Source organism: Crocosphaera sp. XPORK-15E (genome assembly GCF_034931425.1).
GTDB lineage: Bacteria > Cyanobacteriota > Cyanobacteriia > Cyanobacteriales > Microcystaceae > UHCC-0190.
In genome coordinates this window covers 59389-84744 of the sequence record NZ_JAYGHQ010000005.1, presented here as the reverse complement: position 1 = coordinate 84744, position 25356 = coordinate 59389, and the positions used below count along the sequence as shown (strand labels likewise).

Genomic DNA, 25356 nt, shown 5'->3' with positions numbered 1-25356 from the left:
AGCAGTTTTTTTATCCCATCAATTTTCAAGATAGCGGAGGATCTGAGACTGTATAAAAATTTATGGTATTTTTATAAGATTTGGCCAAAATTAACCTACATTTAACCTAGATTAAGGATTGATAAGTCATAATCATTTGTTGAGCAATGGCTGACCAACTATATTGATTTAACACCAATTTACGGGCATTTTCTCCCCGTTTTTGTCGTTCTGAGGGATCGGCGATCGCCTTCTCTAAAGCATGGGTTAACCCTTCCACATCTAACCCTGTCACCCAACCTGCTGAAGCTTGTTGAACATCAGGCCAAATATAAACCCCCTCAGAAATCACCACAGGAGTTCCCACGGCCATTGCTTCGGCCACAGCTATACCAAAATTTTCATAATAAGAAGGCAACAGGAATAAATCTGCATCTTGTAATAATCCTAACTTGATCTGACCTTGAACAAATCCGGTAATGGTTGTCTGAGACGCTAAACTAGAATCGGCAATTTGTTGCTTAATTTGGGCTTCATAAACTGGATCTTGAGGATTTGATCCTGCAATAACTAAATGAAATTTTATCCCTTGATTGATTAAATTTTCTCCTGCTGCTAATAAAAAATTTAAACCTTTTTTGGGATCAATTCGGGACATAAATAAGACCAAAGGCAAATTATCAGGAATACCTAATGCTTTTCTTGTTTGTCCCAAAGGCGGTAATTTATCCGGTAAATTTACCCCTAAAGGAATCACCAAATCATGAGTTTTTACCCCATAACGATGAGAAATTTTCGCCTCTTGATCTGTTGTAAAATGAACCCCCGCGGCCCCTGCTAAATTGGGACGTTCTAATAAATTGCCATAAAGTTGTTTTAAAACCCGTTTTTTTTGTAAATCTGCCGGATCTAGGGTTCCTAATGGACGGAGAATATAAGGTAAATTTCGATAACGGGCCACCGTTGCAGCAGCCGTACTAATAGGGGAAAATAGAGCATGAATATGGGCCAGATCATAATTAGGGCTGTGAGATCCTAACCACTGTAATAAGCTTAAAGAGAATTTATAACGACGAAAGGGCGAACAAGCAAAATAAATAATGTGATAGCCTTGTTGGGGAATGGGAACCCCTAACGGAACATCTAAAGGCGGTTGTCCCGCATCTCCATTGGTATTTGTTGTGAGGATAGTTACTTCAATTCCCTGTTGGGCCAAAGCAGCAGATAATCCCAACACCATTTGACTAGGGCCCCCATAAACCAGGGATATTGACGGCACAATTTGGAGAATTTTCATAAATTAACTCGAATGACGTTGAGAAGTCTCACAAACCCATTTCCAGAGAGGATGGCCCGGCCCAGACTGGCGAATGTGTCTGACTTGATTTTCGAGACGCATTTTTTCCCTTGGGGATAAACCATTGAGAATATGAAGACTTTGCCACACTAAAACCGCCCCTGTGACACCAATACAGAAAAATAAACTAAAAGCAGGGATGAGATTAAAAGCTAGTCCATAGCGTACTGCTACCCAAGTAAAATTTTCTCGCCAGAGGGTGAATTCTCCCCGTAATTGCCATAAAGCAAACTGACCAAGGGTTAGCCAGCAGATCATCACAAATAACCAACGACGATAGAGATTAAATTCATATAATCGTTCAATTTGACGGATGAGACTAGGATCGCGATCGCTCATGAGCTTGGTTAATTCAGTATTTTAAGGTTCTTCGGTATATGTTATGTTAAATTATCACAAATAATAGACTTTAACTCTAAAGAGTTAGGCTATACAAAAAAAGGTTGCCTACCCAACCTAGGGTTTAGTCTGGGAAGGCGGACGCTCGTTTTTGTAGAATCAGGCTTTAGCGGCGTTATTAATTATTAATTTAGCTTAAATCACCATGAATTGCTAACCAAATACAGGGCGGCTCAGAAGAAGTATAATTAACCCGATGCCTTTGATGGGCAGGAATTAGCAGATAATCTCCAGCAATAAGTTGATAGGTTTCCCCTGTTTCATAGGTTAATTTGGCTTCTCCTTGTAACAAAATTACCCATTCATCTCTCTCTTGGTCATACCATTCCCCTGATGGTGTAGTTTGTCCAGTAGAAATAATTCGCTCTATCAACAAATCTTTTGTAGATAGCAAAGGTTCAAATAATTCTTCAAGAGGTAATTGAAAAGGTAACTCAAAAATATTGGAGATTATTGCTGATTGCTTCATACTCATTCATTCTAGATAAAATTAACCGGATCTTGATCCCGTCGATGGTTCAAGGGAATGGCTGGCCCCTGGCGATCGCCGATTAAACTCGCAGTTGTCTCTAAGGCTTCTCTTAACCGTTTCGCGGCATAAATTGACATATCCCTCGGTACATTAATTCTATCCCGTAAATAGCGTAAAGCCTCATCAGATCCTGCTGGTGGCTTACAGGTTTCCCCTGTCATCATCAACGTCAACGCACAACGCAATGCTTCATCAAATAACTGGTCATCTGCTGGATTAACCTGAATAATGTTCTGATGGTGTTTAATCACCCGTTGTAGGGCTTCTGCGCGGGAGGTTTCGGGTTCTGAATAAGTGACATCAGGCAACCCAAACCAAGGGCCATTATCTACCCGATTTTGATTAATTTTAGCTTGGTCTGTTTCGTTTGAATAGCAACCGCCCATCTGTGGGGGTAAGTCATGGGAATGGGTGTGAAAATCGCTTTGTGTCCCTCTATAGGTTGGACGGCTTTCCATTGCGTCAAACCAAGCCTCAAAACGGGGATTTTCTTCCCGTAGAGAATACCCTTTGTAATAGTATAGGCTGGCATTCATGCGCTCGACATAAGGGGTAAAAATAACATCAACGGTGCCAAATTCGGCTAAAAAGTAAGGGCCAGACTCACGACTTAAGGCATCTTCTACCATAGCTACGACTGCGGTAAATTTGTCGCGGTTTTGTTGCTCTTGTTGCGGGGAACGGGTACGATAGCATAACCAGGAACACCAGGCCCGAAATAATAACCTTTCTAACTGTCTTAGGGGCATAACTTCGGGGTCTTTCATGCTTTGAGTTAAGGGGCCAAAAACGCTTTCTAAGGCGATTAAAATGTCGTCACTTTCGGTAATAATGCGTCCATCTAATTCCAGGGCGGGCAGCATTCCTGATGGTACAATGCGCTTATACCAATTCTCTTTTTGTCCATAACAGAACATGGTGACTTTTTTGATGCGGTAAGGAATTTGTTTTTCTTCTAACCACAGCCAGACTTTTTGGCAATAGGGACACCAAGCATGGTTATCACGGTAGAGGGTGACGCGAATGTCTGATTCTTTTGCCCCAAATAGGCGTAAACAGGCTTGGGCGTTGGTGGGGCCGTTAATGGTATCTTTGTCAAAATCGGTTAATTTTTCGAGTTCTGTCCAACTGAGAGGAATGGTGATCATAAGGGTGGTTATGGTTAGGATTTCAATGTTAATATTTTATCGGTTTTAGACATGAAGGATCTTTAATCAGATCAAATTGCGAGTCAGTATGATATATAAAAGGTAGGGGCATGGCATTAGTAAGCTTACTCTTAGACCATCAACTTATTATTGCCATGCCCCTATAAATTAACGGTGTATTTCAAAAAGTTGCAAACTGCTGTAATTCTCTGTAGGGGTAATTCATGAATTACCTCTACCTTAAACATTAAACCCCTAATTTTTCAATCAATAATGTCACCCTTTCCTTGATTTCATCCCTTACCCGATGAAAAGTTTCTAACGGTTGTCCGTCGGGATCATCTAATTGCCAATCTTCAAAAATATCCCTTAATACCCATTCTTGAGGTAAGTTAACTCCACACCCACATAAAGAAATTACTGCATCATAATCTTCTGCTTTAAAATCACTTAAGGGATCAGATGTTTGGTCAGTAATATTAATACCAGTTTCCTCCATTACTTGTATTGCTGTGGGATGAACCCGACTTGCTTCTAACCCAGAACTTGTTACTTCAATTTTGCCTTTTCCTAATGTTTTGGCGAACCCTTCTGCCATTTGGGAACGACAGGAATTACGCTTACAAACAAACATCACTTTTTTCATGATTTTTCCTCTAATTTTAGTTGTTTTTCTTTCCGTTCGCTGTGTCTATCTGTCAAATAATCAACCTTATCCCGTAGCAACAAAGTGAACTTATAAAGTTCTTCCATAACATCAACTACTCTGTCACGATAAGCTGAGTCTTTCATGGTTCCATCTTCATGAAATTCTTGATAAGCTTTAGCCACAGAAGATTGATTAGGGATAGTAAACATTCGCATCCATCGACCTAAAAGTCGCAGGGTATTCACCGCATTAAAAGATTGAGAACCCCCACTAACTTGCATCACTGCTAGGGTTTTTCCTTGGGTGGGACGAACCGAACCAATGTTTAATGGTATCCAGTCAATTTGGTTCTTTAAAATACCTGTAACATTGCCGTGCATTTCAGGAGATGACCAAACTTGTCCTTCTGACCATTGACTTAATTGTCTCAGTTCTTGTACTTTTGAATGGGACTCGTCCACTTGTCCCCGTAAAGGTAATTCATGGGGATGAAAAAATTTAACTTCTGCCCCCATTTTTTCAATAATTATAGCCGCTTCTTCTGCTAATAAACGACTATAAGAACGCTCTCTTAATGATCCATAAAGGAATAAAATACGGGGAGGATGTTCAAAATTGGTCATAGTATTATTCGTTTATTCCTATTTCAAAGAATTAACACAACGAGGATCTAATAAGGTTGCTTTTTCGGGATTTCTGGGAAACCAAAAAGCTGTTTTTTTACAGACTTCTACTAACATTAACATTACCGGAACTTCAATTAATACTCCGACCACTGTTGCTAATGCTGCCCCAGAATTTAAACCGAATAACATCACAGATGTGGCGATCGCAACCTCAAAATGATTGCTGGCCCCAATTAACGCAGCAGGGGCCGCATCTTCATAAGTTAAGTTTAGCTTTAATCCGGCAAAATAGGTAATCAAAAAGATAAAGTTAGTTTGAATGAACAGGGGAACAGCAATTAGGATAATATGCAGAGGATTATTAACAATTAATTCTCCTTTGAAGGCAAACAATAACACCAAAGTTAACAATAAAGCAAAGATGGCAATTGGTGATAGATAATGTAAAAATTGCCTTTCAAACCACTCCTTACCTTTATGTTTAAATATCCAGTAACGGCTATAAATTCCTGCGGCTAAAGGTAGACCAACATAAATGAACACTGATAAGACAATGGTTTGCCAAGGAACTACTAAATGATTAGCAGAAAGTAGCCATTTTCCTAATGGGGCATAGAGAAATAACATGGCCAAAGAATTAACAGCAACCATGACTAAAGTATGTCCTTGATTACTATAGGAAAGATAGCCCCACATCAACACCATAGCGGTACAGGGAGCAATTCCCAATAAAATACAACCCGCAATATAGGAATTAGCTAGAGTAACTTCTTGCCCTCGAATAACCTCAGTTGAATTTAGTAATGGCAGAAATAACCACCCTAAGAAAAATTGAGCAAATGCCACCATAGTAAAAGGTTTAATTAACCAATTAATCACCAAAGTTAAGATAACTGGTTTTGGGGCTTTTGCCGCTTGCACTGCTTGAGAAAAATCTATTTTTACCATGATTGGATACATCATGAAAAACAAGCAAATAGCAATAGGAATTGAAACATTATAGATACTCATTGAATCTAGGGTTTCTGCTAGAACAGGAAAGATTCTCCCTAGGAAAATACCAACCAAAATACACAAAATTACCCAAATAGTTAGGTATTTTTCAAAAACATTAAGGCTTCCCCCTGCTTTAACAGCTTTGGGGTTAATACGACTGTTCATAGGATATATCAAGTTTAGTTGATATATTAAACATACATCAACCAAACTTGATATGTCAAGCTATGCTAGTGATATTGTCAATTTTTGTTCTTTATCGAACAATTTGCTCTAATACGTCGCTTTTTAAGGCGAAATATTGTGAGCGCGAGGACTAAATCTCCGTTACAAAAAGAAAGGAATGACTGATTGTTGAATTTTGACTTCGCTCAATTGCCCCACTCAGCCGAACCACTGACTTTTGACATCTGACTTAAATGATGTCCGACTACTTACTTACGAAATAATACTGAAATGACCTTGCCAAAAATAAAAACATACTGCATATTATTTAAGTATAGTCACCCTATTACACAAACAAAACTAATGATAAACACTAAAGCCATAGTTTATAGCTCCATTGCCGCCATCTTGCTCTCTGGAACCGCAGCACAAGCGCAACAATATACAGACGAAGAGCGGCCCGATATTGTTCATGCCGATGTAGAAGGGATATCATTTGAATTAAAGAAAGGCGATCAAATACTGATAGAGGATCTTAGCACCGCATCTGGCGAAGGCGGCAGTGGCAGCAAAATTGATTATATTTACAATCTAGGGCAGGTCTTCTATATAAACCTTCAGACTAACCAACAGGTTCTAGGAGTTGCTCCCGAAGACGCTCAATTTGACTATTTACAGTTCGATGAGTTCTCTACTGTTTTAGATCCATTGGGTACTTTTGGCTTTACTTTTAGGGATTTTGGAACCCCAAGCACCTTTAGTAGCACATTGAATTTTCCTGCCTTCAACCCATCTGTCTTCGGTGACTCAGTATACTTTTCAGCTAGTATAGGAGCGAGTCTCACTGATGGAGGATCTGATGGTATAGGTATTAATGCTGGGAACCAGACTAAAACAATGGTCGCTAAGCTCATCAATAATAATAACGAACAAATAGCAAGCATAGCCCTTGGTGATACCTTTTTTGGTACTGGGAATGGTGCGGGCGGAACTTATACTTATGGGGCCTTCAACAGCAATCTTTTTGACCAAGAGTGCGGAGTCCTGGGTTGTAAAAATGTGCAAATTGACTTCTCCTTCACTGGTACTGGTAATTCTGATCGCTATGCTTTTAGTGGGGGTTGGTTTGTCGGTGAGACAGCTCCTGCAGGTGTTTCACCAGCTTCAACTGCTGACCCAGCTGCTGTGACTGTACCTGAACCCTCTACCACAGCAGGTCTAGTCGGTCTTGGTTTGTTAGGCTTGGTTTTTGCAAGAGGCAAACGCGCTTAAAGCACTTTACTATCAAAGTCTGAAAGCTAGAAACAGAGGAATTATTCCCCAAAAAGCTAAAACTTTTTGCTGTTGTATGTTGCCCACTACCTGTTTTCTAAGTTTACACTTAACTTTTTACTATTGTATGTTGCCCCCTGTCTGTATCCTAAATTTACACTTAAAGTTATTTTATGTTCGTTTCAACAATTGAGAAATGAACAATGGATAATTGATAATTTTTTATTAGTAGGGGTAATTCATGAATTACCCCCTACGTTTATTTACAAGACTTAGCAGGTAAAATCTCACTAAATTGTCGATACTCAGATAAATATTCTTCTAAAACAATAAATTGAGACAAATTCAAACGATAATAAATCCATCGCCCCTCTTGACGCGATCGCAATAATTCAGCGTCTTTAAGAGTTTTCAGATGAAAAGATAATTTAGACTGACTAATATCGAGTTTTTCACAGAGTTCACAGACACATAATTCTTGCGTTTGTAATAATTCTAAAACTTGTAGACGAATGGGATCAGATAAAGCCCGAAACCCCGATAAAATAGTAGATAAATTGGTAGAAGTCGTTGTTACCATAAGTATGAAATTGTAATATATTTATTTATAGTATACTATTTCCGACGGAGCAAACAGCCGTTCATACCTAGATTTACCCCCACACCCAAACCATGGCCCGTCAACCTTCAAAAGCTGATTTACCGACAAAAATATGTGTTGTTTGTGGCCTTTCCTTTACATGGCGAAAAAAGTGGGCCAAATGTTGGGATGATGTAAAATATTGCTCCGAACGTTGCCGCAAAAGACGTTCCCAAACACAAGAATAAAGGATAATTATTGATGACCACCCGACAACCTAAACTGATCATTCATGGAGGGGCCAGTTCCCTAGTAGACGATAAAGGAGGTTTGCAAAAAGTTCGCACATCCCTGCATAGCATCGTCACCGAAGTTTATCAATTATTGATCGATGGGGAAACTGCTATTGATGCAGTGGTAAAAGGGTGTCAACTGCTGGAAAATGACCCTAGTTTCAATGCTGGTACAGGTTCTGTCTTACAATCAGATGGACAAATTCGCATGAGCGCATCTTTGATGGAAGGGTTAACCCAAACCTTCAGCGGGGTGATCAATGTTTCCCGTGTCAAAAACCCCATTGATTTGGCCAAATACCTACAAACAGAAAGCGATCGCATCTTATCAGATTTGGGTGCAATAGAATTAGCGAGAGAACTACAAATCCCCATTTATAACCCCTTAACCGAGTTTCGGGCCCGAGAATGGATTGCAGAGTGGAAAGATGATTTTCAGGGCAAAATGGGGCGTTTATTTGCCCATACAGAGTCTTCTGAAGCACGACGGGGAACCATTGGAGTTGTGGCCTTAGATAGTCAGGGAAGAATTGCCGCTGGAACCTCGACGGGAGGGAAAGGGTTAGAAAGAATCGGCCGGGTCAGTGATTCAGTCATGCCCGCAGGTAACTATGCTACCGCTGATGCAGGGGTTAGTTGTACAGGAATAGGGGAAGATATCGTTAATGAATGTTTTGCCGCGCGGGTAGTGATTCGGGTGGGAGATGGGTTATCTTTGCCTAATGCCATGCAAAAATCCATGGCAGAATGCCACAAACGGGAACGAGATTTAGGTGCGATCGCTCTTGATCACAGTGGGGTGATTAGTTGGGGCAAAACCAGCGAAATCTTACTGGCAGCTTATCATAATGGGTCTACCATTGGGGACACTTTAGAGTGGCAAACTGAGGAATTAATGGGCTTTTGCTAGAATTGGTAGGGTGGGCAATGCCCACCAAATTTCACACTGAAGCCTATAAAAAATGATTGAAAAAAGCATTGGCGTATTATTATGAGAAGCCATACTAGGCGAACGCCATCTCATTCGGCTCGAAAAGCTTGGAAACAGGAAATTAGTAACTTGATCCGAGGGGCATCAGGTGGTTTTTTGTTTGGGATTCCATTACTATACACAATGGAAGTTTGGTGGATTGGTTCTTTCGCAGAACCGTCACAAATGCTTGTATCGTTACTGACTAACTTTGTCGTTGTCTTCTTACTCATTCGGACTGAAGGCTTTAGAACAACGGTCAATGCTAAGTTGCTCGATGCCTTGATGGACAGTGTTAAAACTTTGGCAATAGGAGCGGTATGTACTGCCTTAGTTTTAGTTCTATTGCGCGAGATTACTCTGACGACATCAATCAATGAAGCAGTGGGCAAAATTGTTTTTGAGAGCGCCCCATTTTCTCTAGGGGTAGCTGTTGCCAATTCAGTGTTAAGCGGCGATCGCAACCAAGGAACTAACGGACAAAACCATTCATCTTCTCAGTCTACAAAGGCAGAAATTAACGCAACCCTAGCAGACATTGGAGCAACCCTGATTGGTTCTCTTTTTATTGCGTTTACTATTGCACCCACGGAGGAAGTTCCCATGTTGGTGTCAGCGATGACTCCCCCCTGGCTTTTAGCCACGATAGCTGCTTCTCTCTTAATTTCCTACGGGATTGTTTTTGTGTCTGGTTTAACGAATCAAGCTAAGCGTTACCAGCATGAAGGTCTATTTCAGCAACCTATGAGTGAAACTGTGATAGCCTATCTAGTCTCATTAATGGCTGCGGCATTAATGCTCTGGTTTTTTCATCAACTCAGTCCTGAAGATCCCTGGACAGTATGGTTAAGCCATGCTATTGTACTCGGACTGCCAGCCACGATTGGGGGTGCAGCAGGACGGATAGTAGTATGAGTCAACCAGAGCCAAAACGGAAGCGATCGTCTGCTGAATGGATAACCTTTAGCATCTCATCGCTCATTCTAGCTGGTATTGTTGGGCTAGTGTGTTATAGTTGGCTGAAAGTGGGAGAGCATCCCCCTATTTTAGTGATCGAGCGTAGCGGTAATATACGTCAAGTAGAGGGAAATTTCTATGTCCCCTTTACCCTAACTAACAAGGGTGGAGAAACTGCCGATGCCGTTCAAGTAACTGCTGAGCTACGCATCAATGGAGAAGTGGAAGAAAGCGGCGAACAGCAGATTGATTTCTTGTCCGGAGGAGAAGCAGAGGAGGGAGTATTTTTGTTTAGCCGCAATCCCCAGAACGGCAAGTTAATTTTGCGCGTTGCTAGTTATCAAAAACCTTAATAATTCTTTCGTTGTCTATATCTTTCAGATAATGCTTTGATAAAAATAGTCTGGGGAGAGTAAGTTTATCGCCAGTTTGTAAGGTGGGCATTGCCCACCCTAGGATTAATTGGGTTGAATTCCTGCACCGACAGGGGCAATAGAATCTAATCCTAAATCGGGATGATCCGATTTAATTTGTTGTAAATTCCACTCATTTTTTAACAATAAAACGGGACGACCCCAATTATCTTTAACGGTAATTGTGTTAAAAATTCGCCCCGCTTTTTCTAAAGCTTTCCATCCTCCTGTCACCCAACGGGCTAAACTATAAGGCAAAGCTTCTAAGGTGGTTTCTACTCCATATTCACTTAACATCCGAAACTGTACAACTTCAAATTGTAATTGTCCTACTGCGGCTAAAATCGGGTCACGTTTAAAGTCATCGGTAGAATACATAATTTGAATTGCCCCTTCTTCTCTTAATTCTTGAATTCCTTTTTGAAATTGCTTAAATTTAGAAGGATTGGGATTTTTTAAATAGGAAAACATCTCAGGGGAAAAGCAGGGAATGCCTTCATATTCTAATTTTTTGCCATTATAAATGGTATCGCCGATCGCAAAAACCCCAGGATTATTTAACCCGATCACATCTCCCCCATAAGCTTCTTCAATGGAAGCCCGATCTTGGGCAAATAATTTCTGAGGACGGGATAAACGAACAATTTTGCCTGTTCTCGCATGATTAACCGTCATGTCTTTTTCAAATTTGCCCGTACACACCCGCACAAAGGCCACGCGATCGCGGTGTTTAGGGTCCATATTGGCTTGTAATTTGAAGACAAATCCCGTAAATTCAGGATAGGTTGGCTCAACCACCCCGACAGAAGAATTACGCCCCTCAGGTTTTAAGGCGTAGTCGAGAAACGCTTCTAAGAATAATTGCACCCCAAAATTAGTCATAGCAGACCCAAAGAAAATAGGGGTTAATTGTCCGGCGTGAATGGCTTCTAAGTCGAGATCGCCCCCTAATTCTTCGAGAATTTCCAAGTCTTCCTTAAATTGATAATAAAGCTCTTTTTCGAGATATTCCTCAATTTTGGGGTCGCCTAGCTTAATCGTCTGTTCCTGCGCTTGTTGACTACCGTGGGCGCGACGTTTAAACAGGTGTATAGACTTTTGACGACGACTATAAACACCTTTAAAGCGATCGCCCATACCAATGGGCCAGTTTACAGCATAAGTTTTCAGACCTAATTCCTGTTCAATTTGATCTAATAATTCTAAGGGTTCCCGACCCGGACGATCCATTTTATTGATGAAGGTAAAAATAGGTAGTCCCCGCATTCGACACACTTCAAAAAGTTTCCTAGTTTGGGGTTCTAAACCTTTCGCAGCATCGATCAACATTACCGCATTATCAGCAGCAGCTAGGGTTCGATAGGTATCTTCACTAAAGTCTTGGTGTCCAGGGGTATCTAAGAGGTTAATTTGAAAGTCTCTATACTCAAATTGTAGAACGGTGGAAGTAATGGAAATGCCCCTCTGTTTTTCCATTTCCATCCAGTCAGAAGTCGCTTTACGCTGATCTCCTCTGGCTTTGACTGCCCCTGCTTGGTGGATCGCTCCTCCATAGAGTAACAGTTTTTCGGTGAGGGTGGTTTTTCCCGCGTCGGGGTGGGAAATAATGGCAAAATTACGTCGTCTTTGGACTGCTTCTTGAATTTCTCTTTCTATTTCGTTGGTCATACTGGGGAGGAATTAGGTGTTTCTCTTTCATGCTAACTGCTTTTTCTATAGTAACGTAAATCATTAGTCAATTTTTATTAAAAATTTGTAGGGGTAATTCATGAATTACCTCTACAGATGAAACTGTTGATGATGGAAATGAATAATAAATTTAATGTCATTCTGGAGTACATTACGGGAAACGATCGCAGCTAAACTCTATTATTAAGGATGACACAGTACCACCCTTTACAATTTACAATTATTTACTTTTAGGTTGATTTTTTGCCTGTTCTAAAGCAATTTCTTTCATCGCTTCAAAAGAATTGCGGTTAGAGCTTCCCTCAATCGCTTTAACGGCTAAATCTTGTACTTGTTTGAGGGATGATTCTAGTTGTTGACTCAAACTTTGATGGCGAATTTCTTGATTTTTGATGGCTTCTTCTAAGGCAGTAATTCTCAGTTGATAGTTCTGTTTTTCTCCTTCTATTTCTTTAATGCGTAAATCAGATTTGATTTTTGCTTGATAGTGACCAATTCCTTTACCTTCTTCTTTCCCTTGCTTAATTTTCTGTTCTAATTCTTGTTCTAATTGTTCAACTTTTGCTTTAGCATCTGCCTGATCTTTTTCCTGTTTAGCGATAGTTTCTTCCCGTTCTTTCCATTGTTTTTCTTGTACTTCTTTTGTCTCTTTTAATTCTTGATATAAAGCCTGTTTTTGTGCTTCATATTGTTCTTCATCAATTTTCCTTTCTAAATCTAAATTATAGACATATTGTTCCTCATCTCGCTGTTTAGTAGTTAAATATGTTTGATCTCTTTCTCGAATTTCTCTGTTATAATTTTGTTTCTCTTTATGCCAATTTTTTTGCAGTTCTTCGAGTTCTTTGGCAACAGTTTCTTGTTGTTGGGTTAATTCTTCTTGATAAGTCTTGGCATTATCTTGATAACTTTGAATTAAGTTAGATAATGTTTCATCTTCAATGGTTTCTATTTCGTGTAATTCCTCAAGTTGTTCTAATTCTTCTGTGGCAATTTTATTTAAGTCAGCTAATAGGGAAGCTTCGGTTATTAAATGTTCTGATAAATGACTGACTGCACTGCCAAAATTGTTTTGCAGTTTCTCAAGATTTTGAATGGTAAGGATAATATTATTGTTAGTCATTTCAACAGTAGGTTTCATGGGTTGACTGGGTTGGGGTTGAGGTTGGTTTATTGTTTTTGGAGATTCTTGTTTAACGGGTGGATTTTGATTCAGTTTTTTGACTTGATTTTCTAGGGCTGTTTTTGCTTGCAAAAGTTCTTCATAAGCTTCCATGATTTGAGCTTTTGTACTTTTAGAATTAAGATTTTGAGTCATGACTTTTTCCTTTTGTTGGTAATTTTTTCTTAATTATTATTGGTTTGAAAAGCTCTTAAAGCTAAGTTTTGAGCTTGAGTCGTTGTGTTCTGTAATTGTGTCATCAATTCTGCAATTTGTTCATTATTTCGGTTTATTGTTGATTCTAAGGATTGAATTTTTAACTCATATCCTTGTTTTGTTAACTCCCATTCTTTCTCAATTAAATCAACTCTGACTTTGGCTTCCCTTTCTGCATCTTTAATGGCTTCTCCTTTAGCCTTATTGTATTCTTGCTTAATGTTTTCCTCTAATTCATCTATTTTTTTCTGGTTTTCTTGATACTCTGTTGTTTGTTGAGTTAATAGGTTTTCTCGTTCTTTCCATGCTTTTTCTTTTTCCAAATTACTCAAAGTTAGTTCTCTTTCCTGTTGACGTTTTTTCTCTTGATAATCGTCTTGCTCTATGGTTCTTAACCGTTCTCTATCATACTGATAATTAGCGGTTTCTTGTTCCCTTTGTTTGGTGATAATTTCAGTTTCTTCCTCAATTCTAATGTCAAATTCCTGTTGTTCTTTTTCCCAAGCTTCTCTAGTTTTTTCCTGCTCTTTTTCTAAAGCTTCTCTTTGTTGATTTGTCTTTTCTTCTAACTGTCTTAGTTTCTCTTGATGTTCCTGTCTTAAAATGTAAAGCGCATCAGCAATTAAACGCACTTGACGCAATTCTTTGAGTTGCTCTTGTTTAACAGTAATAGCTTTTTTCAGTTCATCTAATTTAGTTGATTCTGTGGTAAGATTCTGGGATAAACCCTGAATAATGCGCCCAAAATCTAATTGGAGAGAAGCCATATTATTAACAATATTATCCACCGTATATTCGGCAGCTTTCTCTAATAATTGCTTATTCTTTTCCTTCTCTAATTCTTCCTCTTTACTCAAAACTCTCGATTCTTCTCGATCATATTGATTTAAAAATTGAGCAAAGTTAGACATAATTTGCCCTTTACTTTCTGCCAATGTTCCTTCCGTCATAATCTTAATTTTTCCTTGATGTAAAGTGATAAAATGCTGAAAATTTTGGGAACCTTTTTGATAGGATCTCCGCGAGTTGATTTTTTAGTCAATACTGCTATAATAATCCTATGTTGATTTTTTCGTCAAGTCCTAGTTACAAAAAATTTACCCAAGGAGAAACCGTGACACAAAGTTTTGGTCAATTGATTCGTCAAGCGAGAAAGAAGAAGGGATATAGTCAAAGAGAGTTAGCAAACGAGTTAGGGATAGATTTTACCTATTTATCGAAGCTAGAAAACGATAGAGCTAATTATTCGCCTAAAGAAAACAAAATTAGGCAATTAGCTTCCCATCTAGAATTAGACGCAGAGGAGTTAATTTTTCTCTCAGGGAGACTACCAGAGGGAGATGAAGACTTTGTTAAGCAACACTATAAAACCATGCCGACGTTGTTTCGGAGAATGAGAGAAAACCCTAAATTTGCTCATAAAATCTTCCAAGAAGCAATTAAAGAAGAAAAAAGAGGTCAAAATGCAGATTTTTAAATCTTTTTGCTTTATTCCCAAAAAAAGAATCGAAAAACAAGCCACAGCAATTTTGCAACAGATGGCCAAGACTCCTAACTATCAATTAAAATTTCCCTTAGATGCGAGTCGCGTGGCAGAATTTTTGGGTTTAGATGTGGTTTGGGATAGCATTCCTGATGACGAAAAAGGGATGATAGCAGCGCGAATTTTACCCCTAGAAAAGTTAATTGAAATCAATGAAATGATTCCCAAATTAAGGGGAGGTTTTGGAGAATCAACTATTGCCCATGAAGTGGGGCATTGGGTATTACATATTAATCAAAAGGTGGTAGAAAACTATTTAATGTTGCCAGGTAAGCACAAAAAAAATATTAAAGTTGAACCATTATTATGTCGAAATGAACTTAATTTAAGTGGTATTGAATGGCAGGCACAGTATTTTTCCAGTTGTTTATTAATGCCCCAATTTAAGTTAAAAGAAGTGTGTCAAGGGCGCAATTTAAAACAATGGCGAGAACTTTATCATATTGCCTCAGAATTAGGGGTGACAATTTCTAACTTAATTCATCGCTTAAAAGACGTAGGATGGATTGAATTAACAGAAAATTCCCGTGAAATTGAAGTTATAAAATTCTAATATCCACATTTTTATTTTGAATTGATTCCAAATATTTAAAGGCTTCTTCTTAACTCCAGAAGTTTAATTAATTAATTATTAGCGAACCAATTCTAATTTTCCGTGATCAATTTTCCAACAACGATCAGCGATCGCTAATAATTCATCAGGATCATGAGAAACAATTAACAAAGTCCAATGTTCTTTCAATTTAGATAATAATTTAGCTAACTGAAGACGCATAGACCAATCTAAACCCGCCGTAGGTTCATCTAATAATAATAAATTTGGTTGACGAATTAATTGAACTGCTAACGCTAACCGTCTTTGTTGTCCCCCACTTAAACGGTGGGGAGAAGCATTAAGAGGAATATCTTGTAACCCCACTTCTTCTAAAGCCATTTTAATCCGTTCTGTAGTAATTTCGGGATGGCCTAAGCGCAATTCCTCTAAAATATTACTGCCACAAAAATGTCGTTCAGGGAACTGAAACACTAAACCCCCCAATTGTTGTAACTCCAAAGAAGTTAGTTCTTGATCTCGCCAAAAAATCTTGCCCTTAGTTTGTTCCGCTAACCCTGCGAGAATTTCTAATAAGGTGGTTTTTCCTGAACCACTGGGGCCAACCACCAAACCCAACTCTTGGGAACCCAATTCTAAGGTTGTCCCGCTTAAAATAGGGGTTTCTGTGGCGGGGGGATGGTACATCACATCTTTGAGATAAAGCATTAATCATTAGTTAAGAAATGTTCTTTCATTTTAAGAGATTTTTGCTAACATCAAGATCAACATAGTCAGTTAGGAAGATGAGGGACTGTTTGGGGAAACCTAAAACCCTATTCCTAGCGTCTAAAATCTAACATTTATCTTCATTATTGTTTGAAGATAAATGTTTTATCTGAATATTGCTTGGAGAAAGCCATGATTGACCGGTTGATTAAATCTCAAACAGCTTCCTTCTCTTTGTCTGTGGTGTGTACGGTGGCCTTGAGTATGTGGGGAAGTCCCTCATGGGCCGGCGATCCTTTCCGCAGCAGTAACCCTCGTCCGATTGGGGATAAAACAGAGGCTGCTTTTGAGGCAGTTTTTCATAAGGGAAACTATATAGAAGCAGAAAAGTATTTACAACAAGCGATCGCAACCGAAGGGGATGAACCCTTGGCCCATGCGATGAAAGCTTCTTTGGCCTATGCTGAAGGCGATTTTGAAACCATGAGAGTCTATGCAGGTAAAACCCTATCAGCGGCGGAAAAACTCACCCCAAAAGACCCCTTGCGCGGTAATCTTTATCAAGCGGTGGGTCATTTTTTAGAGGGGGCTTATACTTTTAAAACTAAAGGGCCCCTAGGGGCAGTTGATAAATTACAAAAAGTCTTTGATTATCTGGAATTAGCTGAAAAAGTTTCGCCAAGTGATCCAGAACTAAATTTACTCAAAGGTTATTTAGACTTAATTTTATCGGTCAATTTACCCTTTTCGAGTCCAGAAGATGCTATTTCTCGGTTTGAGAAATATGCAGCCCCAGATTATATGGTTAACCGCGCTTTAGCTGCTGCTTATCGAGATTTAAAACAGTATGATACTGCTATGAAATATATTGATCAGGCGTTGAAAGATAGTCCTGATAACCCTGAAATACAGTATCTCAAAGGGCAACTCCTCCGTAAAAAAGGGAGAACTAAAGATGGCAAACCGCAAGATCTGGTATTACTGAAAGAGGCTTATACTTATTTTGAGAAAGCGATGATCAAGGTTGATCAGTTGCCTGATGGTCTTCAAATACCATTACGGCACGATTATCGGGTTGTTCAAGATGAAATTGCTCAATTAGCGTCGAATCCTAATTAATTATGAGGGGTCAACGGCCGTTGTCCCCTCATCCACCAGGATAATCTGTCCCGAAAATGGGTAACTTTATAAGATAGCGTAACTCCCCAATTTTTGTCATCGGGGAACCTTTTCGCCTTCGGCACAAGTCTTGTCATTGAATCTTCTTGACTCTCCCTCAAGTATTTGGTTCCATTATTATAATTTCTGATCTCAATGAATCAAAATTCGCCACGAACCAGTCAAAGCTTAATAGCCTGTTCGCAATTCTACTGTTTTCTGGCGATGGGGTATCGATCGCTATTATGATAGACTAAACTTCTAAAATGCTCAATCTCTGTACTATAGTCTGTGATTAATTTAAAGGTTTAATAAATAATTAATAGAAACATGACTTGGAGAACAGGGACAATTGAGCATAGTAGCAACAATTAGTGAGTAATCATTAGGTACTGTGAAAAATTTTCTTTTATTAGCATCTTTAGCAATCACTCAGGTATTAGGCGATATACTGCTGAGTCGGGGAATGAAAGACTTTGTGGGGTTTGATTTTTCGAGTCCAACGATTATTTTGTATTTAATTGCTTACATTCTAACGAATTATTGGATCTTGATGGGACTCTGTGTCCTGGTGATTTCTTTAAGTCTTTATCTAACGGCAATTTCTAAGTTGGATTTAAGTTATGTTTTGCCCATTCATGCCTCAAGCTATGTTCTTAATGGGTTATTTGCTTGGGCGTTTTTAGGGGAACATATTTCAGGAATGCGATGGGTTAGCACGTTTATTATTGCCTTTGGAGTGTTATCTGTTGGCTTAAGTGATAGCCAAACTTCTCAGCTTTCGGGACAATATCGAGGCAATATTAAGTCTCGGAATGTGCCTTTGTTTCTTCTTCCTTTGAGTGCGGTTGTTTCTAAGACTTGGTTAGCCATTTTTATTAGTTCTATTTCTGATGCGAGTGGAGATTTATTGTTGGCTTTGGGGATGAAAAGGATTGGCCAAACTGAGAATATGAACTGGCGCAACCTGGTTAAGATGGTGATTAAAATTGTGACCAACCCGATGATTATTAGTGGAATTATTTGTCAGTCAATTGCCTTTTTTAGCTTCATTTCTGTGTTAAGTTGGGCTGATATTAGTTTTGTCCGTCCCGCAACAGCATTAACTTACGTTATCAGTATGTCAGGGGCTAAATTCATCCTCAAAGAAAATATTCAGGAACAAAAATTGTTAGGTATTATTCTCATTGGAGTTGGGGTATTTATGCACCGTTAATTTATCATTCATTAATAAGATTCTGAATATTAGAACTTTTTAAATATGTTTTTAGAAGATGATTTGCATGGTGATAATCATGAGTTTACTATAAATTATATTGACTTATTTTGTGGAATTGGGGGCTTTCGCATTGCCTTAGACATGGTTTGTAATCAATATAAGGTAAATCAAAAACAATTAACTCCTGTTTGTGTTTTCTCCTCGGATATTGATGCTGATGCTCAGAAAAATTATGAGGCTAATTTTGGAGACAAACCGCAAGGTGATATTACAAAAATATCAGCAGACTTAATCCCTAAACATGATATCTTATTTGCTGGTTTTCCCTGTCAACCCTTTAGTATTTGTGGTAAACTACAGGGTTTTGAAGATACCAGAGGAACTTTATTTTTTGATATTGCTCGAATTCTTGATTATCATAAACCCTATGCTTTTATTTTAGAAAATGTCAAACAATTATTAGGACATAATCAAGGTAAAACCCTAAACACTATCTTAGGTATTTTATCTGATTTAGGTTATTATTTAGAGTATAAAATTTTAAATGCTTTAGAGTTTGGTTTACCTCAAAAACGAGAAAGAATCTTTATTGTTGGATTTCGTGAACCCCTTAACTTTACATGGAAAAAGCCTAATATAGTCATGAAGTCTTTAACAGAAATTATTGAAAAATCTGTTTCTAAATCTTATCATGCTTCTGAACAAATACAAATGAACCGTTTAGCTAAATACAGGGGAAATAATCAACATAAAATTACAATTTGGCATGAAAACAAAGGGGGCCATATTAGTGCTTATCCTTATTCCTGTGCAATGAGAGCAGGTGCATCTTATAATTATTTATTAGTCAATGGCAAGCGACGCTTAACCGAACGTGAGATGTTACGTTTACAGGGGTTTCCTGATTCTTTTAAGCTTGTGGGTTCTTATTCTACTGCCAGAAAATTAGTAGGAAATTCGGTGGCAGTTCCCTGTGTTGTCTCCATTCTTAATTCTTTGTTTGATGCAGTTACAAAAAATCAATTTAATAAATTATATGCTAAAATATAGAAAAAATTAACTGTAATAATATTTCATTATTGTGACAACAAATAATCAATTTATTGGAGAATTTGCTGCATTAGGGGCAGCCTTTTTATGGGCAGCTTCATCTATAGTTTATGCTTTTCTTGGACAAAAAATTCCTCCTTTACAACTTAACTTACTCAAAGGAATTGTTGCCACTTTCTTAATTATTTTAACTTTATTGTTAACCCATAATTCTCTCCCGACATTAACCCCTTTACCAGTTATTATATTGTTAATTAGTGGAGCCATTGGCATTGGTTTAGGGGATACCGCTTATTTTACTACATTAAACTATTTGGGGGCAAGACGTACCCTATTAATGGAAACCTTAGCTACTCCGATGTCTGCTATGTTTGCCTTTATTTTTTTATCAGAAACCCTTAGTTTACAGTCCTGTTTAGGAATTATTTTAACCCTATTAGGAGTGGCTTGGGTAATTACAGAAAGAACAACTGAATCAGTCATTAATCATTCCCATCCCATCAGAGGGATATTGTGGGGCATTTTAGCAGCATTTTCTCAAGCAACTGGAGTCGTTTTAGCGCGTTTTGCTCTGGTTAATTCTAATTTATCTTCCTTAGAAAGTACCCTATTACGGTTAATTGGAGGGATGATAATTATTGGTATTTTATTATTGATTCCCCGAAACCAAAAAGCCAATCAGCCGTTAAAATTATCTTTACGACTGATTGGAATTATTAGCCTTGCCGCCTTTGGTAGCACTTATTTAGGGATTTGGTTACAACAAACTTCCCTAAAATTTGCCCCCGCAGGAATTGCCCAAACTCTATTAGCAACTAGCCCTTTATTTGTGTTACCATTTGCCTTAGCAATGGGCCAGAAAATTAGTTTGAGAGCATTTTTAGGAGTATTAGTCGCTTTAGCAGGAATTGGGCTATTATTTACTCAATAAAAAGAATACTATTTAGTCTTGATACATACTTTGATGTTTTTGTCAACCCATGAGTAATTATACTCTGTCTCATTTTAGTACATTCGCTCAAAATAAGTTCCGAAAAAGCAGGAAATAAACACGTGACTCAAGAAAAACTCGATTGATGGGACGAAAGAATAAGACTTACAGACCTTATTTTAGGACAAGACAGACGTACTGTAGATGTTTAATATTTATCAATCATACCACAAAGGCGTAACCTCGTTACTTATTGAGAGTAATTCTCATATTTTGAGAATATGAAGAAAGATTAAGTGATTGATATTTTCAAACAAAAACCACAAAAACATAAGTTAAGCCTATATAAAGTTAAAAAGAAGCAGAAAACTCCTTCTCCCTTCACACATTGACACTCTTACATTAAAATTAGCCTTGTTGACCATCCAATTTCAACAAAACCTCCTCCTCTTGATGTTTAACATGAACATTCAAGGGTTGAAGCACAGGGAAAAAGGGCTGATGTAAACTAATTAAAGAGGCTAAGGTCTTCTTCAACTGAGTACGAGGAACGATTGCATCCACGAAGCCATGTTTTAATAAATATTCCGAGGTTTGGAACCCTTCAGGTAACTTTTCTCGTAAGGTTTGTTCAATTACCCGTCGTCCTGCAAATCCAATCGTCGCATTTGGTTCCGCAATAATAATATCTCCTAACATGGCAAAACTTGCCGTTACTCCGCCCGTTGTGGGGTGGGTTAACACCGGAATATAAAGTAATTTTCTATTGCGATGACGTTCTAGGGCCCCTGAAATTTTCGCCATCTGCATCAAACTTAACATTCCTTCCTGCATTCGCGCCCCACCAGAAGCACAAATAATCACCACAGGTATGCGTTCCTCCGTTGCCTGTTCAATGAGACGACAGAGTTTTTCCCCCACTACAGACCCCATACTGCCCCCCATAAAGCGGAAGTCCATCACCCCTAGGGCCAAGGGTAAACCATCAATTAAACCCGTTCCTGTTTCTACTGCATCAATTAGACCTGTTTTTTCTTGGGTATCTTTAATGCGATCGCTGTAGGATTTGCGATCATAGAATTTTAGGGGATCAGTGGGTTCTAGATGAGTATTCAGAGGTTTCCAGGTCTTATCATCAATTAACTGGGCAATGCGTTCATCACTTTCTACCCGAAAATGATGGCCACATTCCGTACAAACCAATTGATTTATTTTGAGGTCTTTGGTATAAGTTAAAGCAGTACAAGCTTCGCACTTTGTCCATAGGCCATCGGCAATTTCCCGTTCCTGCTGTTGTTGTTGAATGGGAGGTTCTGACTTTTCTTGTTTAGCAAACCAATCAAATATAGACATAGATAGATAACAATATTAACGATAATTTTGAGGGAGGATTTTGTTAATCTTCTTCCGGCGCACTTAATAATAACAATGCCGTCCACTGATCAGGCGAACAAACTTGCAGGGCTGCCTGAGATCCTTGACCACAATAAATCCCAACACCAATATCAATGACACGGCTAGGAATATCATAAGCGGCTAGGAGTTGCTGCATTAATTCAGCTTCCCAACGGGCCCTTGTTGTTTTTACGGTAATCCAAGCTACAGCATTCATTTTATCAGTCATTCAGAAGTTATTCATAAGATTAAGGCATCTGCTTAGATCAGGGGGAAGAAAATTCTGATATAAGTGGATACAATGGTTTGCCCCCAAAATAGGGTTAAAATTGCCCCCAAAGCTAAAAATGGGCCAAAGGGAAAAGGATGTCCGCGATCTAGTCTTCTGAGTAACATTGCCCCACCCCCAAATAGGGCCCCGATACCACAGGCCAAAAAACTGGTAACTAATAAATATTTCCAGCCTAACCAGGCCCCAAGCATGGCCGCTAATTTGGAGTCACCACCCCCTAATGCGTCTTGTCCTAAAATAATCGTGCCACTAAATCCAATCAAATCAAATAACCAAATTCCCAAAACTGCGCTACCAATACCCGTCATCAAGTAATCTGCTGTGTGAGACATTTGCCAACCGATCGCCCCTTGAAAGATTAACCCTAAAATTAACCCAGATTTAGTTAAACTTCCAGGTAAGGTCATGGTATCAAAATCAATCATGGAGAGGGCAACTAACCAACTAACTAACACCCAATAACCGAGAGTGACTAGGTTAAATTGGAATTGCCAAAATACCTGACAAAATAGAAGGCCCGTTGCTGCTTCTACTAAAGGATAGCGTATAGAAATGGGGGCGTGACACCAACGACAACGGCCCCGCAACCATAACCACCCCAATACGGGGACATTTTCGGTTTTTCCGAGACGATGTTCACATTTAGGACAACGGGAAGGGGGGTGAATTAGGGAAAGTCCCGCAGGTAAGCGATAGATAACGACGTTAAGAAAGCTACCAATACAAGCACCGAAGGCGAAAACAAAGGGGAGGGTGATACTAGCAATGAGTAAGTCCATATTTGTGTTAACCTTGGTTTTCTTCAACTGTTAAGATAAGTGGTTGACATACTAAAACTACATTATCGCCTTTCCCTGCTGATTCGAGTTCAAACTTTAACAGATATTGATGAAGTAACGGCAGGAATTTTTCAACTAAATAAACTTCTAATAGAAATCCTAAAATACTTTTAATACCTTCGTGACTTTCCCACAAATCCCGGCCTAAGCTGTTGTGCATTTAAACTGCTTATTTGTTAAATTGAAGGAAACATTCTTGATGGTGTTGACCTAAATGTAACTCAAGAGGTTGCCTAATGCCAGAATTAAGGGCAATAAAATGACGCGAACTTGTTTTTTCTCTAAAATCAGAGAAATGTCAAATAACAAAAAAAATTATCAGATTGTCGAAACAATTATGACCCTCAGTCATCAATTAGAATTAATTGCGATCGCTGAAGGCATTGAAACTCATCAACAACTCGAAGAACTGCAAAACCTTGGCTTTGACATACTCCACTGCCTAAAGGCGAGGGGATTCTGATTCAACAATTACTTGTTGAAACCTACTCTCTTGTGAGGTTTACTAGGCTGACTGGTACTTACCTTACTAGGTCATACATCCATCTGTTTCCAGACACCCTGCCAATTCAGGGTTAGTCGTCACTTCCTGGGGGACCCCCAGTAGGTAGCCGTTAACGCTACAATTCCATTGTAGCACAATTATGCCCTGAAGGGCGGGGTTTTAGACCCATGATTTTTCGATAAACCCCTAAATGGTGAAACAGTAGAAGCTATTCTGGCAAGTCAAAATTTATCTTTCAACCAAGTTATTTCGGGGCAAACATAGCAGAAGTCAGAAGTCAGAAGTTAAACTCTGTGTATACAAGAGTTTAAAGAAAAAAGTTCTGTCCTAACCGTCCTAGCAGTTGCGATATCAACACATTGCCCCTAATTTAACTTACCTTTGACTCTGCTGATTTGCTTGTTGTGCTTCTGACTGCACACATTCTAAAACCCTTACCATAACAGAGGTAGTATAGTCGCGGGTTGCTTTGCTATCAGGGGCAAACTTCATTCCCTTTTCTCCTATCGGTGAGGCAATGCCACAGTATCCTGACATTTGAGTAATGGTACCTTCGGCCCAATTATTGGAAATGTCAGAAAAGGCCACGGGTTCTTGAGTTTGTGGCAGTTCTTCGGGAAGATTAAGCTTATTTCTCAGATGAATGGCCATACGACGCATGGTATCAATTAACTCAGCGCGGGTAATAGATTCTGTTGGCTGTAAGGTATTGTTAGGATTACCAATGTTCAGAAAATTCGACTGGGCCCATTTTATCTTCTTGGCACTCCAACGGGAACTATCCACATCTTTGAACGAAATCACATCCCGTTGAGGGGGGGCCTCTAAATCGACTTTATAAACCGTCCCAATAGCATCAACGGCCATGGAGATTAATTGTTCACGGGTTATAGCTTGTTCAGGACGGAAGGTGTTATCGTCAAAGCCAGCAACTAAACCCATTTGTACGGCTTTCTCTATCTGAGGTTGATAGATGTTGCCACTCATATCAACGAAACCACGACTGGTATTGTTGGTAGCGACAGGGGTTGCTGTTGCGGGAGGATTTTCCGGCATTGCACCCCCACCTGCGATCGCCGCCTGAGAACCGCTAAAATAGAAGTGGCCCAGTATCTTGTCTTGAAATGTCCGCTTGGTAAATTTCCAGCCTGAATAGAGTTGAACTTTCATAAATCCAGAGGCCAGACCTTGGGTACTACCTAAGACGATTTCGCTGTAGTTGCCACTTCTGGGAGTCCCCACTAAGACTAATTCTCCATCACGGGGAACTAAACGCAATAAATAATCTAAACCTAAGTCGTTACCATCAACACGGATAGAATAGCCATTACTGTCTGTTGAGCGTCGGCAAATTCCCGTAAAGTCAAATTTGAGCAGTAAGGGATCAACTAACACCGGACTAGCTCCATTTTCAGCCCAACAAGCCTGTTTTCCTGGGATTTGCTCAATGACTAAAAGGTCATATTTACCTTCTCCATAAGGTCTGGCAATGGCAATGACTTGAGTTTGCTCCACCTCGGTTTCGCTAAAGGTAGAGGCTTTAACAGCACTATTAAAAGGGATGAGACTGCTTAAGGTGACAGTTGCTAGAGTGGCTAATTTTAAAGGTAGGGTAGATATTTTCATGGCTTGAAGTATAAGGTTATCGTTGTGGGTTTATTGAATAATAGCGAAAGATTCTCGCACTGATCGAGTTCTTTTGACCACTTCAGGAGATATCGAGTTCCACTCTCTCTAGAAGTACCACAAAGTTAACAAAT

General features: G+C 39.1%; 29 protein-coding genes. 12 read left to right on the top strand and 17 right to left on the bottom strand.

Annotated elements, in window-relative coordinates:
* Window positions 1-106: 106 nt before the first annotated feature.
* The 7 genes from hpsP to arsB all read right to left on the bottom strand — a co-directional run bounded on the left by hpsP (window position 107) and on the right by arsB (window position 5851).
* Window positions 107-1276: a hormogonium polysaccharide biosynthesis glycosyltransferase HpsP gene (hpsP, locus tag VB691_RS05775; RefSeq protein ID WP_323290519.1), complete on the bottom strand. Its 1170-nt coding sequence runs from the start codon at window positions 1274-1276 to the stop codon at window positions 107-109.
* A gap of 3 nt (window positions 1277-1279) precedes the next feature.
* Window positions 1280-1675, bottom strand: a complete 396-nt coding sequence (locus VB691_RS05770; protein ID WP_323290518.1) for a hypothetical protein — start codon at window positions 1673-1675, stop codon at window positions 1280-1282.
* A 190-nt stretch (window positions 1676-1865) separates the two neighbouring features.
* Window positions 1866-2204 carry a cupin domain-containing protein gene (locus tag VB691_RS05765; RefSeq protein ID WP_323290517.1) on the bottom strand — a complete coding sequence of 113 codons (339 nt, stop codon included), beginning with the start codon at window positions 2202-2204 and terminating at the stop codon, window positions 1866-1868.
* An 11-nt stretch (window positions 2205-2215) separates the two neighbouring features.
* Complete coding sequence (locus tag VB691_RS05760) at window positions 2216-3415, bottom strand: glutathione S-transferase family protein (protein WP_323290516.1); 1200 nt, start codon at window positions 3413-3415, stop codon at window positions 2216-2218.
* 247 nt (window positions 3416-3662) lie between these two features.
* The gene (gene arsC, locus VB691_RS05755; protein WP_323290515.1) at window positions 3663-4061 is read right to left on the bottom strand and encodes an arsenate reductase, glutathione/glutaredoxin type; all 399 of its coding nucleotides are present in this window, start codon (window positions 4059-4061) and stop codon (window positions 3663-3665) included.
* Window positions 4058-4687 (bottom strand): arsenical resistance protein ArsH, encoded by a 630-nt coding sequence (gene arsH, locus VB691_RS05750; protein WP_323290514.1) that lies wholly within the window; start codon window positions 4685-4687, stop codon window positions 4058-4060. Before arsH ends, arsC begins: the two co-directional genes overlap by 4 nt.
* An 18-nt stretch (window positions 4688-4705) precedes the next feature.
* Window positions 4706-5851 carry an ACR3 family arsenite efflux transporter gene (gene arsB, locus VB691_RS05745; protein WP_323290513.1) on the bottom strand — a complete coding sequence of 382 codons (1146 nt, stop codon included), beginning with the start codon at window positions 5849-5851 and terminating at the stop codon, window positions 4706-4708.
* A gap of 291 nt (window positions 5852-6142) precedes the next feature.
* On the opposite strand from arsB, the gene VB691_RS05740 reads away from it, so the two are divergent.
* Entirely contained in the window at window positions 6143-7123 is a 981-nt protein-coding gene (locus VB691_RS05740) for a PEP-CTERM sorting domain-containing protein (RefSeq protein WP_323290512.1), read from the top strand.
* Window positions 7124-7382: 259 nt separating this feature from the next.
* On the opposite strand, the gene VB691_RS05735 is transcribed toward VB691_RS05740, so the two are convergent.
* A complete protein-coding gene (locus tag VB691_RS05735; RefSeq protein WP_323290511.1) occupies window positions 7383-7703 on the bottom strand; it encodes a metalloregulator ArsR/SmtB family transcription factor in 321 nt (106 codons plus the stop codon).
* Window positions 7704-7795: 92 nt separating this feature from the next.
* On the opposite strand from VB691_RS05735, the gene VB691_RS05730 reads away from it, so the two are divergent.
* The 4 genes from VB691_RS05730 (at window position 7796) to VB691_RS05715 (ending at window position 10276) form a co-directional block, all read left to right on the top strand.
* Window positions 7796-7951 (top strand): DUF2256 domain-containing protein, encoded by a 156-nt coding sequence (locus VB691_RS05730; RefSeq protein ID WP_323290510.1) that lies wholly within the window; start codon window positions 7796-7798, stop codon window positions 7949-7951.
* 13 nt (window positions 7952-7964) lie between these two features.
* Entirely contained in the window at window positions 7965-8906 is a 942-nt protein-coding gene (locus VB691_RS05725; protein ID WP_323290509.1) for an isoaspartyl peptidase/L-asparaginase, read from the top strand.
* An 81-nt stretch (window positions 8907-8987) separates the two neighbouring features.
* Window positions 8988-9881 carry a TIGR02587 family membrane protein gene (locus VB691_RS05720; RefSeq protein WP_323290508.1) on the top strand — a complete coding sequence of 298 codons (894 nt, stop codon included), beginning with the start codon at window positions 8988-8990 and terminating at the stop codon, window positions 9879-9881.
* Window positions 9878-10276, top strand: coding sequence for a TIGR02588 family protein (locus VB691_RS05715; RefSeq protein ID WP_323290507.1), 399 nt, complete (start codon window positions 9878-9880; stop codon window positions 10274-10276). The genes VB691_RS05720 and VB691_RS05715 overlap by 4 nt, the downstream gene beginning before the upstream one ends.
* A gap of 105 nt (window positions 10277-10381) precedes the next feature.
* On the opposite strand, the gene VB691_RS05710 is transcribed toward VB691_RS05715, so the two are convergent.
* The 3 genes from VB691_RS05710 to VB691_RS05700 all read right to left on the bottom strand — a co-directional run bounded on the left by VB691_RS05710 (window position 10382) and on the right by VB691_RS05700 (window position 14353).
* Window positions 10382-12004: a peptide chain release factor 3 gene (locus VB691_RS05710; protein ID WP_323290506.1), complete on the bottom strand. Its 1623-nt coding sequence runs from the start codon at window positions 12002-12004 to the stop codon at window positions 10382-10384.
* Window positions 12005-12245: 241 nt separating this feature from the next.
* A complete protein-coding gene (locus VB691_RS05705; RefSeq protein WP_323290505.1) occupies window positions 12246-13343 on the bottom strand; it encodes a hypothetical protein in 1098 nt (365 codons plus the stop codon).
* A 29-nt stretch (window positions 13344-13372) separates the two neighbouring features.
* Window positions 13373-14353, bottom strand: a complete 981-nt coding sequence (locus tag VB691_RS05700; protein WP_323290504.1) for a hypothetical protein — start codon at window positions 14351-14353, stop codon at window positions 13373-13375.
* Between the two features lie 164 nt (window positions 14354-14517).
* Between VB691_RS05700 and VB691_RS05695 the strand changes: the two genes are divergently transcribed.
* Together VB691_RS05695 and VB691_RS05690 are read left to right on the top strand one after the other, a co-directional pair.
* On the top strand, window positions 14518-14880 hold the full coding sequence (locus VB691_RS05695) for a helix-turn-helix transcriptional regulator (protein ID WP_323290667.1): 363 nt from the start codon (window positions 14518-14520) through the stop codon (window positions 14878-14880).
* Entirely contained in the window at window positions 14867-15499 is a 633-nt protein-coding gene (locus VB691_RS05690; RefSeq protein WP_323290503.1) for an ImmA/IrrE family metallo-endopeptidase, read from the top strand. The genes VB691_RS05695 and VB691_RS05690 overlap by 14 nt, the downstream gene beginning before the upstream one ends.
* Before the next feature lie 78 nt (window positions 15500-15577).
* On the opposite strand, the gene VB691_RS05685 is transcribed toward VB691_RS05690, so the two are convergent.
* Window positions 15578-16207 carry an ABC transporter ATP-binding protein gene (locus VB691_RS05685; protein ID WP_323290502.1) on the bottom strand — a complete coding sequence of 210 codons (630 nt, stop codon included), beginning with the start codon at window positions 16205-16207 and terminating at the stop codon, window positions 15578-15580.
* Window positions 16208-16399: 192 nt separating this feature from the next.
* Here VB691_RS05685 and VB691_RS05680 point away from each other — a divergent pair, with 192 nt between their 5' ends.
* The 4 genes from VB691_RS05680 (at window position 16400) to VB691_RS05665 (ending at window position 20565) form a co-directional block, all read left to right on the top strand.
* Window positions 16400-17326, top strand: a complete 927-nt coding sequence (locus VB691_RS05680) for a Sll0314/Alr1548 family TPR repeat-containing protein (protein ID WP_323290501.1) — start codon at window positions 16400-16402, stop codon at window positions 17324-17326.
* Between the two features lie 433 nt (window positions 17327-17759).
* A complete protein-coding gene (locus tag VB691_RS05675; protein WP_323290500.1) occupies window positions 17760-18581 on the top strand; it encodes a hypothetical protein in 822 nt (273 codons plus the stop codon).
* Window positions 18582-18626: 45 nt separating this feature from the next.
* Entirely contained in the window at window positions 18627-19634 is a 1008-nt protein-coding gene (locus VB691_RS05670; RefSeq protein ID WP_323290499.1) for a DNA (cytosine-5-)-methyltransferase, read from the top strand.
* Window positions 19635-19665: 31 nt separating this feature from the next.
* Complete coding sequence (locus VB691_RS05665) at window positions 19666-20565, top strand: DMT family transporter (RefSeq protein ID WP_323290498.1); 900 nt, start codon at window positions 19666-19668, stop codon at window positions 20563-20565.
* Between the two features lie 408 nt (window positions 20566-20973).
* On the opposite strand, the gene accD is transcribed toward VB691_RS05665, so the two are convergent.
* Genes accD through VB691_RS05645 form a run of 4 tightly spaced genes read right to left on the bottom strand, consistent with a single transcriptional unit; the run spans window position 20974 to window position 23251 of the window.
* Window positions 20974-21918, bottom strand: a complete 945-nt coding sequence (gene accD, locus VB691_RS05660) for an acetyl-CoA carboxylase, carboxyltransferase subunit beta (RefSeq protein WP_323290497.1) — start codon at window positions 21916-21918, stop codon at window positions 20974-20976.
* A 43-nt stretch (window positions 21919-21961) separates the two neighbouring features.
* Window positions 21962-22189: a hypothetical protein gene (locus VB691_RS05655; protein ID WP_323290496.1), complete on the bottom strand. Its 228-nt coding sequence runs from the start codon at window positions 22187-22189 to the stop codon at window positions 21962-21964.
* A 32-nt stretch (window positions 22190-22221) separates the two neighbouring features.
* Window positions 22222-23031 carry a prepilin peptidase gene (locus VB691_RS05650; RefSeq protein WP_323290495.1) on the bottom strand — a complete coding sequence of 270 codons (810 nt, stop codon included), beginning with the start codon at window positions 23029-23031 and terminating at the stop codon, window positions 22222-22224.
* 7 nt (window positions 23032-23038) lie between these two features.
* The gene (locus VB691_RS05645) at window positions 23039-23251 is read right to left on the bottom strand and encodes a hypothetical protein (RefSeq protein WP_323290494.1); all 213 of its coding nucleotides are present in this window, start codon (window positions 23249-23251) and stop codon (window positions 23039-23041) included.
* Window positions 23252-23386: 135 nt separating this feature from the next.
* On the opposite strand from VB691_RS05645, the gene VB691_RS05640 reads away from it, so the two are divergent.
* Window positions 23387-23554, top strand: coding sequence for an EAL domain-containing protein (locus VB691_RS05640; RefSeq protein WP_323290493.1), 168 nt, complete (start codon window positions 23387-23389; stop codon window positions 23552-23554).
* A gap of 417 nt (window positions 23555-23971) precedes the next feature.
* Here the strand turns inward: VB691_RS05640 and VB691_RS05635 are convergent, their stop codons facing one another.
* Window positions 23972-25222 carry a DUF3747 domain-containing protein gene (locus VB691_RS05635; RefSeq protein WP_323290492.1) on the bottom strand — a complete coding sequence of 417 codons (1251 nt, stop codon included), beginning with the start codon at window positions 25220-25222 and terminating at the stop codon, window positions 23972-23974.
* Between the last annotated feature and the right edge of the window lie 134 nt (window positions 25223-25356).